Here is a 12,445-nt window from a genome sequence, read left to right as displayed (position 1 = left end):
CTCGACCAGGGGGTGCCCGACTGAATCGAAGGGAAAGCCGCCCCCGGCGTTCGCGACCATGGCGTGCCCGCGGGCTTCTCGGCGACCCCGGGATCACCGGTCCGCGGTGGCGCCGCTGCGGCGGGCGACGCCGCGCCTGGCGTCGCTGGGATCGAATCATCCGCGCTCGGCGGTGACGCCCCGTCTTCGTTGGCCGCGGCCGAGCTTTCGGCCGCAGGCTGCGGCGCGGTGTCCGATTCGATCGGCGGTGTGCTTGAATCCGGGTATACGGGCTGCGGACCGGCGGATATGGGTGTGCTGATCGGGTTGTAGCCGGTGGGCTCCGATCGCGGGTAGGCGCTCGGGGTAGCGTTCGGCTGGGCGGATGCGGTGGGAGTCGTACCGCGCGGCTGTGTCGGTGCCGCGTCCCCGTTGTCCGAGTTCGCCCCGGAATCGGTTGCGGGCGAACTGGTTCGGGGGGTATTGGTACCGCGCCACGTCGTATCCGGCACGACGGACACCGGCTGATTCGACCCGGTGCTGCGGATCTGTTGCCCGCTGTCCTGGTCCTGGTCGTGGAGTGCGTCGCCGACCTCGCTGACGCCCTTGCTCAACCCGTGCAGATTGTCGACCAGGTTCTGGTATCCCTCGAGCCCCTTCTGCGCCTGCGGCTCATAGGTGTCGCCGACCATTCGCCCCGGCTCGTCGTCACCCCATGGCTTGCCCGCACGGGCCAGTGCGTTCTTCAGGTCGGCCAGATCTTGATGTGCGGATTCGGCAACTGCGGCGAGTTCGGTGACGAGCGCATGGACGCGGTCCGGATCGATATGCAACGACTGGCCCATAACCCGGTCACCCTTCAACCCTCACCAGCGAAACCGAGCAGGCGATTGCCTGGCGAAGAATCTTACTGCGGCCGCACCATGACTTCTCATTGTTGGGAATAGGTGCGGGCTACTCGTCGCGCCGCTCCGGCTCACGCAGGCTCGGGGCCCCGAGCACCAGATCGGGCAGGTCGGGCATGGCGTGGATGGCCGCGGCAACCGGGGCCAGCATTTGTGCGGTCTGCTCCCGCACCCGCCGGGCCGCCTCGCGCCCGGCCTCGGTGACCGATCGGCCCAACTGTTCGGCGGTGCTATGCGCGGCGTCCGCGGTGAACCGCACGTCGACGAGGACGCCGAATCTGTCGACGGTTACCTCCACCAAACCATCCGCCGAGGTCGCGGAACTCCGTGCGGTGTCCAACTTTCGCTGGACCTCGGCCCGGTTGGCGCGCTGCTCGGCGAGTGCGTCGAGAATGTTCTCGACCTGATTGCGTATCCCGAAGTTGGCCGAGCGCAGCCCTTCTCGTTCCCAACGGTCCATGACTTCCTCTTCGGTTCTCAGCCGTGGCGTTCGGCGTATCGGCGTTCGAAGTCGGCGATATAGACCGGCGGATCGATGGACGACGACGACTGCTCCAGCACACTGTCGTCGCCGATATAGAAGATCGCCCGATCGGTCGCGACCATCCCGGTGGGTACGGGCACATGCACCATCCAACCGACGCGGAATCGTTCGGCGACCAACTGTTCGAGCGGATATCCCGTGGTGTCCAGGACGCGCCCGGTGATGTAATCGCGCACACGGGAGATCGCCTCCGCGGCGTGCATCGGCTCCGGCGTCGGTGGCGCCAATCCGGCCAGCGAGTATTGATAGAGCGCACCGTCGATATCGAACCGGCCGTCCTCGCCGAACACCTCGACCAGTTCCCGGCGCGTGACCCTACCGCCCTCAGCCGCGGCCAGCAGCGCGGGAATTGCTTCGCGCGCACCAGGATTCGGCTCCGCGCCGAGCAGTTCAGCGACGATCCCCAGTACCGTTTCCCTGGTCCACACCCCGGGGACCGCCACGGCGCACTCCTCCGCCGACGGCGACGCCCCGCGGTACCAGCGCCCGGCCTCCCACCAATAGCAGAACGACAGCAGACCCGACGCGGAGCGCGGGTCGAGCACCGGATCGGCCACCCAATCCGGTGCACCTGCATAGAGATCCGGCATCGGCTCGCCGCCGTTGTAGACCGCGTCCAGGGTCGGGGCATTCCACACTCCGCCCGAGAGCACGGCCCGCCCAGCCGGGAGCGCGTGCAGCGTCGACCCGTGCAATGCCGCGCCCTCGAACACTCCCGTCCACGGCTCCATCCGCGGACCGTGCTCCGACCGAGCGGCGACGAAGGCCGCGGCGATCGTCGCCCAGCGCGCCCACATCTGCGGGAACGGGGGAAATTCGTATTCCGCCAGTGTCGCCCATACCTGGCCGGATCGATTTGCGCGGGCCTGGGCAGCTGCCTGTTGCGGTGTGCGACGTTGGCGGTCGCCGTGGCCGATGTAAGCGCCCATCCACACCGGAACCTGGGCACGCGGATACGCCTCGAGGTCGGCGCGATACGCCTCCGGAGCGAACAGTTGTCCGGGCGGGAACGGCTGTTCGCCATAGTCGTAATCGATATCTATCTCGCCGGATTCGGCCAGCACGACCAGCATGCGCCACCACGGCCCGCCATTGGATCGAGCCGCGAGCGTGCGCAGTTCCCGGACCAACGCGAGGACCGACTCCGGAGGCGATAACGGAACCACCTGGTCGCCGACGGAGTACGCGAGCTGCCCGACTTCCCCCGCCACCGTGACCGCGAACACCGCATCCGCTTGCTGCCAGCCCGTCGGTCCGAGCGCTTTCAGCGCATCGGCGAACCGCTGTTCGGCGGCTGATTCGCGTGGTTCGTCCGCCAAACAGTCCTCCTCATGCGAGCGCGGTACATCCGGCCCCTAATTTTGGGGTCTTCCCAGAGCTGGGACGGCGCTCGAATCAGTCGGCCGAAACCTCGCTGCGATCGCCGCTCCACAGCGTGTGGTACTTGCCCGGCGCATCGATGCGCTCGTAGGTGTGCGCGCCGAAGAAGTCGCGCTGACCCTGGGTGAGGGCGGCGGGCAGGCGTTCGGCGCGCAGGGCGTCGTAATAAGAGAGCGAGGAGGCGAACGCGGGCACCGGGATGCCGAGCAGGGTGGCGGTGGCGACCACGCGGCGCCAGCTGTTGATGGCCGTCTCGATCGCCTCACGGAAATACGGCGCGAGGATCAGGCTCGGCAGTTCCGGGTTCTGGTCGTATGCCTCTTTGATCCGGTTCAGGAACCGGGCCCGGATGATGCAGCCGCCGCGCCAGATGGTGGCCATGTCGCCGGGACGCAGGTTCCAGTTGTATTCGGCACTGCCCGCGGCGATCTGATCGAAGCCCTGGGCGTACGCGACGATCTTCGACGCGTAGAGCGCTTGGCGAATGTCCTCGGTGAATTGCGCGACGTCCGTGGGCTTTTCGCCGAGCTTGCCCGCGGCCAGACCGACCGCGGCCTTGCGCTGCGCACGCGAGCCCGACAGCGCCCGCGCGAAAACCGCCTCGGCGATGCCGGTGACCGGGATACCCAGATCGAGTGCGGACTTCACGGTCCAGCGACCGGTGCCCTTCTGCTCGGCCGCATCGACGATGACATCGACCAGCGGCTGCCCCGTCTTCGCGTCGACCTGGTTGAGCACCTCGGCGGTGATCTCGACGAGGTAGCTCTCGAGTTCGCCGGAGTTCCACTGCGTGAACACGTCGGCGATCTGCTTGGCGTCGAAGCCGAGCGCGTCGCGGAACAGGTGGTAGGCCTCGCCGATCAGCTGCATGTCGGCGTATTCGATGCCGTTGTGCACCATCTTGACGAAATGCCCGGAGCCGTCGGGGCCGATATGCGTGCAGCAAGGTGTGCCGTCCACCTGCGCCGCGATGGATTCCAGCAGTGGACCGAGGGATTCGTAGGATTCCTTGGGGCCGCCCGGCATGATCGCCGGCCCGTTGAGCGCGCCCTCCTCACCACCGGAGATGCCCGCGCCGACGAAATTCAACCCGCGCGCCTTCATGGCGGCCTCGCGGCGAATGGTGTCGGTGTAGAGCGCGTTTCCGCCGTCGATGATGATGTCGCCGGGCTCCATCGCCGCGGCGAGTTCCTCGATGACGGCGTCGGTCGGATCGCCCGCCTTGACCATGATCAGCACCCGGCGCGGCTTCTCCAGGGCCGCGACGAACTCTTCGATCGTTTCGGTGCGCACGAAGTTGCCGTCGCCGCCGTGTTCGGCAAGCAGTGCGTCGGTCTTGGCGATGCTGCGGTTGTGCAGTGCCACCGTGTAGCCGTGCTTGGCGAAGTTCCGGGCGATATTGCTGCCCATGACCGCCAGGCCGGTAACCCCGATCTGTGCGGATGCTGTTGCGGACGCCATATATCAGCCCTCTCCGTTCGGTGTCGTCACCTTCAGAAGCAGCCTAGCCCTAGTGCCATTGCGCCTTTCGATGGTGTTCGCGCCAGCATCCGCTACCAGGTCAGGATCAGAGCGGTCAGTAGAACGGTGCCAGGTGGTCCGGCTCAGCTGACCTCGGTACCGCCGAAGCCGAACGCGGAGCTGTGGCCCTTGGACTGACAGCGGAGTTCGGCACGCGCACCGGAGCCGATACACGTGGCTCCGCCATAGCTGATGGTGGCATTGCCGGGATATGGGTTGGAAGGGGTCGCCGGATCGAGGGCCAAGCTCGGGCTGCCTGCAGTACCGTGCTGGCCGAATGTCGGATGCGCCGGCAGGAACGGCAGGTCGATGGCCAAGTCGGTGACCGGCACAATGCCGAACCAGCGTGCTGTGCCGGGCTGGATATCGCAGCCGACATCACCGTTGGGGTGCATCGAGCAGCTCGCCATATTGCCGTAGCTGAAATAGACCGTGTCACCTACCAGATACGGCGCGGGGTCGAGATCGGCGGCCGAGGCGACACCGCCGCTCGCCAGTGAAACCGTCGCCACGGCGACCGCAGCTCCGGCCAAGTGAATTGCCTTCATTCTTGCTCCGATCAGTTATCGATTTCAGAATGCCATCGGGTACAACTCGAAGTTTCGCGCAGGGCCGCGGCTATGAGGTCGGTTCGCTTCCCGGATGCTGCTCGATCCTCACGCGCTGCCCCAAACTCTTCGACTCCTCATCGGACGATGGACGCTCGTATCCATCGTCGGCTGGGCCCAAGATAGCGCCGTCGGGCCTCGGCGAACAGTTGTACGCTGGCTGGTCCGGGCCAATCGTGGGGCAGCATTTCGTCGGGCAATCCCGGATCGAGGTAGGGGATGGTCCGCCACTCGTCGAGCATCAGCGTGAAGTGTGCGAAGGCATTTCGGTCGCTGGTGTCGTCCAGGTCGAGGATTCCGCAGTGATTTCCGTAGAAGGTTCGGTGTCTGGCCGCGAGCTCGTCGAGATCCCACCATTGCGCGGCGGCCTCGCGCAGGGTGCCGGGCACGGTGGGGTCGGTCGCGCGAAACGAGGTCACATAGTTGTCGAGATCCAGGGCCGTGACGATGTCGGCTGCCTCGGCCGCGAGGTACTCCGGGTAGATCCACAGACCTGCCGAGATGGTGCCGCAGCCGATCGCGGACAGTCGTCGCCGAAGCTGGTGGCGCGCGGCGCGTTCGGACTCCGGGATGGCGTAGGACAGCAGCCGCCACGCATCGTCCGAGGTCATCTGGCGGAATCCGAAGATCCGCAGGTCGCCGCGGGCGAACATGGCCAGCGCGGCGTCGGTCAGTGCGTAACCCGCACGCCTGCTGCGGGTTTCGGCGTACAGCACGCCTTTGCTCTTCAGGCGTGTGATCGCCGTGCGCGTGCTCGGTGCCGGAATTCCGAGCACGGCAAGCAGTTCGGTGAAATCGGCCACCGCGATCCAGCCTCTGAGGTCGCGGATATAAGCGCCGAGCACTGTGCGGGTGAGCGAGGTCGCGCTGCCCGGCCGTGCATCGAAGTCGTCGAGCACTGCGGCTGCGAGCGGCTGTTGGTCAGTGGTCATCGCGTGCCGGGTATTCCTTCGAGGTCGAGGTCGAGGTCGAGGTCGGGTGTCGAGCGGCGATTCGACTCGGCTCGTTCGGGATATCCGCCGATTCGCTCAGTGTCCGGTCCAGGTGCGGACGGCGAACAGTTCCGGGAAGTAGGTGTGCTCGAGTGCGCGTTGTAGAAATCCGGCACCGCTGGATCCGCCTGTCCCGCTACGTCTTCCGATGACGCGCAGCACTGTGCGCAGATGGCGGAACCGCCACAACTGGAAATTCTCCTCCAGGTCCACCAGCTCCTCGAACGTCTCGTACACCGACCAATGTTCTTCCGGCGCTTCGTAAATCGACTGCACCAGGGCGAGCAATTCGGGGTCGAGCGTGTGGGCCTCGCTGACATCGCGTTCCAGCGTCGAGCCCGGCACCTCCAGTCCGGTGCGGGCGAGATGCCGCCAGAATGCGTCGTAGAGGGTCGGCTCCGGCAAGAGCGTGGCCAGCATTTCGTGCGCCTCGGGATCGGATTCGAACACTCGAAGTACGGCCGCATTCTTATTGCCGAGGATGAATTCGATGGCACGGTACTGGTACGACTGGAACCCGGATGAGCTCCCCAGAAAACTGCGGAACTGCGCGTATTCGGTGGGCGTCAACGTCGCGAGCACGGACCACTGCTCGGTCAGCGTCTTCTGGATATGTTTCACCCGCGCAATGCATTTGAGGGCGATGCCGGTGTCGTCGGCATCGAAAGCCGCACGCGCGGCGCGCAATTCGTGCAGTACCAGCTTCAGCCACAGCTCGGTGGTCTGGTGCTGAATGATGAACAGCAGCTCATCGTGCTGCTCGGGTCGGCTGACCGGATGCTGTGCGCGCAGCAAGGTGTCGAGGTCCAGGTACGCGCCGTAGCTCATGCGAGAGCTGAAATCGGTGACGATGTCGCGTTCGAGTGCGTCGCGTCGGCTGGTCATCAGCGGCCCGTTCTCCTATGGCCCCCGATTCACCGTATTACATGAATGTGACGCTCGCTAGGGTTGTGTCATATGGCGGTCAGGTGTAACTCCGGCATCCGTGGCGCCGAGGCTCGCCAGCAGGCGCAGGTTGTCATGGGATTCGGTGCCGGGTTCGGCGGACAGGACGACGAGTTCGGTGCCGGTTTCCTCGGGTAGGGCGAAGTTTTCCTGGTGTAGGTCCAGGGTGCCGACCAGGGGATGGACGAAGGATTTGCGGCCATGGGTGCGGGAGCGGACATCGGCGCGGGCCCACAGTTTGCGGAAGCGATCGCTGTGCACGGCGAGTTCGCCGATCAGGGCCGACAATTTGGGATCGTCCGGATACTTGCCCGCAGCCAGGCGCAGGTGGCCGACGGTATCGCGGGTACATAGATCCCATTCGGCGTAGAGCGAGCGGCCGTCGTCGTGCAGGAAGATTTGCCGGGCGATATTCAAGCCCTTCATCGGGCTGTGTCCGTACAGCAGTTCCGCGAGTCGGTTGCCCGCGACCACGTCGAGACGGTGATCGAGGATGAGAGCTGGCGCATCGGGGATCAGATTCAGCACCCGCCGCAACTCCGGGCGGATGCGGACATTCGGTGCCGACTTCGCCGGACGCTGTCGGCGGCGGGCCAGCCGGTGCAGATGCTCGCACTCCACCTCGTCGAGGCCGAGCACGCGAGCCAGCGCATCGAGGACCTGCGCGGACGGCTGCCGAGCTCGCCCCTGCTCCAAACGCACGTAGTAGTCGACGCTCACCCCGGACAGATGCGCGACCTCCTCCCGGCGCAATCCGGCCACCCGACGGCGCGAATCGGTCGGGATGCCGACGGATCCGGGATCCACCCGGGACCGCCGCGTGCGCAGGAAGTCGCTGAGCTCGTCCATCCCTCCAGTATTGCCACGGCTTCGCGGGACAAGGGTGGTCCTGCTGATACCAGGAAGTCCCGTCCGATGGAAGAAGCGTCCCTGAACGGAGGCCGCACCGCCTGGCGAAGATCGAACACATCCGATCCGAAGGAGCAGCAAATGCGGACACTCATCGTGCACGCCCACCCCGAAACGCGGTCGCTCAACGGCGCACTGAAGGACATCGCGGTGACCACCCTGCGCGAAGCCGGGCACGAGGTACAGGTCAGCGACCTGTACGCGATGCGATGGAAGTCGACGGTCGACGCCGACGATTTCGGTGGGACGAGCGGCCCACTGCGGGTCGCCGCGGACTCCGGCCGCGCATACGACACCGGGACACTCACCGCCGATATCGCGGCGGAGCAGGAGAAACTGCGCTGGGCCGATACCGTGATCTTCCAATTCCCACTGTGGTGGTACTCGATGCCCGCAATTCTCAAGGGTTGGTTCGACCGGGTCTTCACCTTCCACTTCGCCTATGGCGTAGGCGAACACAGCGACACCCGCTATGGGGACCGCTACGGCGAGGGCACCCTCGCGGGCAAGCGGGCCATGCTGTCGGTGACGATCGGTGGCCGCGAACCGCACTACACCGACCGCGGCATCAACGGCCCCATCGATGACCTGCTCTTCCCGATCCAGCACGGCATCCTCTACTACCCCGGCATGGACGTCCTGCCGCCGTTCGTGACTTACAGCGTGGATCGCTTCTCGCCCGAAGACTTCACCGACACCGCCAAGGTGTGGGAGCAGCGCCTACTGTCGATCGAACAGACCGACCCGATCGCCTTCCGCACCCAGAACGGCGGCGACTACGAAATGCCCGCCCTGCGCCTGCGCGAAGGTCTGGAAGGCAAGGGCCGCATGGGGTTCGGACTACATGTTCGTGCCTGATCCAAGGGCCAATGCTGAGTTCACGCCGCGCACGTAACCGAAGCGAAAACGTGCGCGGCGCCGCTGCACGGTGTCGCATGACACGACGCGATGCAATCTCCTGAACCAGTACTGGACAACCGATCACCATGTATCGGTGGCGGCATATGTCGAGAGTGCCCCTCCGTCAGCGCATTCTCGCCGGGTGGTCACGCCGTTGGGTCAGAGCTTGCGGTTTGCTGGTGGGGTCAGGAGGGGGTGGGCGAAGTGGTAGATCTGTTCTGCGGCATCGAATTCCGTGGTTACGGCCGCGCCGGGGAGTCGGCCCATTCGGCGGGGACGGGCGTGCCCGGCCAGGTGTGGCCGCCGCCGAATACCGTCCATGCCGTGACCTGCGTCCCGCCGACGCCGCCGGTCATCGTGTGCCGGCCCGAGTGCTCGGTCGTGATCGTGCCGCCGTCGTGCCAGCAGCGATCGAGAGCCTGCCAGTGACGTGCGGTTTCGATCAATCCCAGTGTGCGGCCGCGAGGTTCGCCGTTCACTCCCTGGCGGCGCGAGTGGCCGCCGGCGATCGATTGAATCGGGTCGGCGTCACCGTTGATGAGCATCGCCGATACCGCATGGGTGGGCCGCATATCCAGCAATGCCGCCGGGAAGCCGCCGGCGACCGCGGCGAGTACCGGCACTCGATCGGCGGCTTCCAATGCGAATCGATGCGACATGAACGCGCCGTTGGATATACCGGCGACAAGTGTCCGATCCGGTGCGGTGCCGAACCGGTCGGCGCACCAATCGATTACCGCGTGCAGAAACGACACGTCGTCCACCCCGGCCTCGTCGGCCGCTGTGACACCGCGCCCATCGGCCCAGCAGCCACCATGACCGTCGGGATATGCGACGGCGATGCCCCATTCGTCGGCATGGGCAGCAAAACTGGTCCAGTCGTACATGATCGGCCTGGTGTACGTCCGCGCGCTACCCGAGTGATTGCCGTGCAGCACCAACACCAGCGGTGCATTCCGTCCACGCGGCGGACGCACGGCAAAGCTGCGCGCAAGCCCGTCAACGGCCAACTCACCGGTCACCAACTCATCGCTCACCAGCCGAGGTATACCACCGCTCTCACCTCGGCCAGGTGAGGAGTTTGTCCCGGAGCCGTATTCAGTTCGATGGATGCCGCTGCGTCCGCACATCATCGGCTGCGGCGGCACCTGAAGCCACCGATCGCGCCACGGCAGCCATTCGCCGTGCTGGGCGGTACAGGTCGCACTGCTCGTTTCATGCATCGACAAGATGTGCGGCGCTGCGCTGCGCCCAGCGCGCGATCGGTCCAATGCAGAGTCCAGCGGTCAGGAATATGCCGCCGAGCAGAACCCATCCGGCCTGGCCACGGTCGATGCAGAGCACACTGAGCAGAGCTGGGGCAGCGGCGATGAAGACGCCGGTTCCCATGCCGAAGATCCCCTGATAGCGGCCTTGTGCATGATCCGGTGCCAGCGCGAAACCGAGTTCGAATTCGCCTGCGGCGTGGGCGATCTCGCCCAATGTGTGCACTATTGCCGCGAGCGTCAACACCAGCATGGCGAATACCGGCGAGCCTGTGGCGCTGACGCAGAACAGCAGGCAGCCCAGCGTCAGCAGGACGGCAGCCTGGCGGGTGATCGTGATTGCGTCGGCGATGGAATCGACGCGACGGCCCGCTCGGACCTGGAGGCCGACGACGAGCAGTGTGTTCGTCAGCAGCAGCGGCGAGACCAGCCAGGCCGAAGCGGTGGTGTGGGTGAGGATCCACAGCGGCAGCGCGACGGTGAGCACCGCATACTGCAGCGACAGCACGCCGTATAACCCGGTGACGGCCAGGAACGGCAGGTCCAACCTGCCGGGGCGCACAGTATGGTCGTGGTCGGGCCGAGGCAGCGGGGGCTGTCGTGGCATACGAGCGATGACCAGCGCGGTGAGCAGGAAACTGGCGGCATCGACGAGAATCAGCACCGAATACGCGGTGCGCGTATCGAATCGGATGGCCAAACCCGCACCGGCGGCACCCAAAGCCACGCCGATATTGGTGACGGATCGCAGATAGCCGCGCAGACGCGCTCGCCCATCCCCGCCTATCCGTGCGATCAGCGCGCCACGCACCGCTCTACTGCTCTGCTCGGCAATGCCGACCGTGGCCGCGACGACTACGAACATCGCAAAGCTGTGGACCAGGACGAGGCTGCCGGTGGCCAGTGCCTCGGCGGTCAGCGTGAGCAGGTAGATCTCGCGCACACCGAAGCGATCGGCGAGGTGGCCGACCACCGGTCCCGCACCTAGTCCGGTCACACCCGCGATGGTCAGTCCGAATCCCACGTCGGTTCCGCTCAGCCCGACCGAGCGGGTCAGAAAGAGCACAGCACCGGCGAGGTACAGGCCGTTGCCGATGGCGGTGATCAGCACCGCGCAGGCCAGTGCCCGGGCGGACCCGCTCACCACAGGACCATGGCTTGCGCGGGTCCGGGACACGGCAAATCGGCCCATTGACCAAGCGGAATATCGGCGAGTGCGCCGATGAGCGCCACTGCCGTATTCGCGTGGGTGACCACGACCAGCCGACCTGTGCTCCGGGGCCGCCCGGCGCATTGGTCGAGCAGCACGGGGACGGCCCGCCGCGCCACTGCCGCCAGCCCTTCCCGGCCGTCGAATACGCCGATATCGCCGGACAGCCAGCGGGCGAACCCATCCCGGTTGGTGCTCGCGATTTGCGCCCGGGTGCGACCTTCCCATGAACCGAGCGATTCTTCGCGCAGCCCGCTGCTGATCGTGATCTCGTCCGGGTCGAGCCCGGCAGCCAGGGCGATCGATGTAGCGGTTTGTCGTGCCCGAGCCAGGTCGCTGCTGAGGATGCGTTCCGGGAGCGGTCGACGCAGTGCCCGGCCGAGTTCGGCCGCGCGGGTCCGCCCCTCCGCTGACAGGGGGATGTCGGTATGACCGCTGAATCGCCCCGCCCGTGACCACTCGGTCGGGCCGTGCCTGGCTATGACGATCTCCCAGTCAGGTGCGGCCACCGGAGCCGCCCGAGACATCGATGGAACTGCCGGTCACATAGGAGCAGATCGGCGAAAGTAGCAGTGCCGCAACAGGAGCCACCTCCTGCGGTGTTCCGAAGCGCCCCAGCAGGATGCCCCGGCGGCTCGCCTCGTCCGCGCACCACTGCTCGAATGGCTCGGCTGTCCCGGCCGCCAGGTATCGGGTGTGCTGACGGTCGGTCGCTATCGCACCGAGGCTGATCGCATTGACGAGGACCCCGGACGGTGCCAGTTCGACAGCGAGTGAGCGGGTCAGATTGGCCACGGCGGCGCGCGTCGCGCTGACGGCGGCCATGCCCGGATCGGGCGCGTGCGCGGTGACACCGTTGACGACCACCACCCGTCCGGCATCCGAATCGCACAGCGCGGGCAGCGCCGCAGTGACCAGGTTCAGCACCGATCCCACCTTCACCTGGAATTGGTTGTGCCACTCCGGTTCCGGTGTCCTCAGCACACCGCCGGAGACCCCGGCTCCCGCATTGGCCAGCACTCCGTCGAGCCGTCCGAATCGTTCGAGCGCCTGTCCGACGGCCTGTTCGAGCGCCGCCGCATCCCGTACGTCGGCGGTGTGCGTCTGCAACCGGTCGGCGTGCTCAGGTGGTAGGGCGGCCCGCATCTGCTCCAGCGCCGCGGTGTCTCTGGCACAGGTCGCGACCGCCGCGCCCTCGGCGAGCAGCAGCGACACCACCGCCCGTCCGATGCCGCGGCTGCCGCCCGTGACGTAATAGGCGCGTCCGGCCAGTCCGAGATCCATCGC

At 66.4% G+C, this 12,445-nt stretch carries 13 protein-coding genes; 1 reads left to right on the top strand and 12 read right to left on the bottom strand.

Features of this window, described 5'->3' with window-relative positions; all coding sequences use genetic code 11:
* From ACZ60G_RS31775 to ACZ60G_RS31740, 8 genes are all read right to left on the bottom strand, one after another.
* The coding region (locus tag ACZ60G_RS31775) for a WXG100 family type VII secretion target (RefSeq protein ID WP_465814804.1) at positions 1 to 824 on the bottom strand (824 nt) is incomplete at its 3' end.
* A 109-nt stretch (positions 825 to 933) separates the two neighbouring features.
* Positions 934 to 1,344: a YbaB/EbfC family nucleoid-associated protein gene (locus ACZ60G_RS31770; RefSeq protein ID WP_465814802.1), complete on the bottom strand. Its 411-nt coding sequence runs from the start codon at positions 1,342 to 1,344 to the stop codon at positions 934 to 936.
* A gap of 17 nt (positions 1,345 to 1,361) precedes the next feature.
* Entirely contained in the window at positions 1,362 to 2,747 is a 1,386-nt protein-coding gene (locus ACZ60G_RS31765; RefSeq protein ID WP_465814800.1) for a hypothetical protein, read from the bottom strand.
* A 76-nt stretch (positions 2,748 to 2,823) separates the two neighbouring features.
* Positions 2,824 to 4,269, bottom strand: a complete 1,446-nt coding sequence (gene gndA, locus ACZ60G_RS31760) for an NADP-dependent phosphogluconate dehydrogenase (protein ID WP_465814798.1) — start codon at positions 4,267 to 4,269, stop codon at positions 2,824 to 2,826.
* A gap of 143 nt (positions 4,270 to 4,412) precedes the next feature.
* Positions 4,413 to 4,877 carry a hypothetical protein gene (locus ACZ60G_RS31755; RefSeq protein WP_465814796.1) on the bottom strand — a complete coding sequence of 155 codons (465 nt, stop codon included), beginning with the start codon at positions 4,875 to 4,877 and terminating at the stop codon, positions 4,413 to 4,415.
* 137 nt (positions 4,878 to 5,014) lie between these two features.
* On the bottom strand, positions 5,015 to 5,869 hold the full coding sequence (locus ACZ60G_RS31750) for a PaaX family transcriptional regulator (protein WP_465814794.1): 855 nt from the start codon (positions 5,867 to 5,869) through the stop codon (positions 5,015 to 5,017).
* Positions 5,870 to 5,965: 96 nt separating this feature from the next.
* Positions 5,966 to 6,814, bottom strand: coding sequence for a tryptophan 2,3-dioxygenase (locus tag ACZ60G_RS31745; RefSeq protein ID WP_465814793.1), 849 nt, complete (start codon positions 6,812 to 6,814; stop codon positions 5,966 to 5,968).
* A gap of 57 nt (positions 6,815 to 6,871) precedes the next feature.
* A complete protein-coding gene (locus ACZ60G_RS31740) occupies positions 6,872 to 7,723 on the bottom strand; it encodes a helix-turn-helix transcriptional regulator (RefSeq protein WP_465814791.1) in 852 nt (283 codons plus the stop codon).
* Between the two features lie 141 nt (positions 7,724 to 7,864).
* Here ACZ60G_RS31740 and ACZ60G_RS31735 point away from each other — a divergent pair, with 141 nt between their 5' ends.
* Positions 7,865 to 8,641: an NAD(P)H-dependent oxidoreductase gene (locus tag ACZ60G_RS31735; RefSeq protein WP_465814789.1), complete on the top strand. Its 777-nt coding sequence runs from the start codon at positions 7,865 to 7,867 to the stop codon at positions 8,639 to 8,641.
* A 281-nt stretch (positions 8,642 to 8,922) separates the two neighbouring features.
* Here the strand turns inward: ACZ60G_RS31735 and ACZ60G_RS31730 are convergent, their stop codons facing one another.
* The 4 genes from ACZ60G_RS31730 to ACZ60G_RS31715 all read right to left on the bottom strand — a co-directional run bounded on the left by ACZ60G_RS31730 (position 8,923) and on the right by ACZ60G_RS31715 (position 12,442).
* Complete coding sequence (locus ACZ60G_RS31730) at positions 8,923 to 9,720, bottom strand: CE1 family esterase (RefSeq protein WP_465814787.1); 798 nt, start codon at positions 9,718 to 9,720, stop codon at positions 8,923 to 8,925.
* A gap of 178 nt (positions 9,721 to 9,898) precedes the next feature.
* Positions 9,899 to 11,092 (bottom strand): MFS transporter, encoded by a 1,194-nt coding sequence (locus ACZ60G_RS31725; RefSeq protein WP_465814785.1) that lies wholly within the window; start codon positions 11,090 to 11,092, stop codon positions 9,899 to 9,901.
* The gene (locus ACZ60G_RS31720; protein WP_465814783.1) at positions 11,089 to 11,667 is read right to left on the bottom strand and encodes a histidine phosphatase family protein; all 579 of its coding nucleotides are present in this window, start codon (positions 11,665 to 11,667) and stop codon (positions 11,089 to 11,091) included. The genes ACZ60G_RS31725 and ACZ60G_RS31720 overlap by 4 nt, the downstream gene beginning before the upstream one ends.
* Positions 11,654 to 12,442, bottom strand: coding sequence for an SDR family oxidoreductase (locus ACZ60G_RS31715; protein WP_465814781.1), 789 nt, complete (start codon positions 12,440 to 12,442; stop codon positions 11,654 to 11,656). Before ACZ60G_RS31715 ends, ACZ60G_RS31720 begins: the two co-directional genes overlap by 14 nt.
* Positions 12,443 to 12,445: the final 3 nt, after the last annotated feature.

Source organism: Nocardia sp. NPDC102475, from assembly GCF_055584605.1.
Note: the sequence above shows the minus strand (reverse complement) of the source record. Positions and strands in the feature narration are given on the sequence as shown.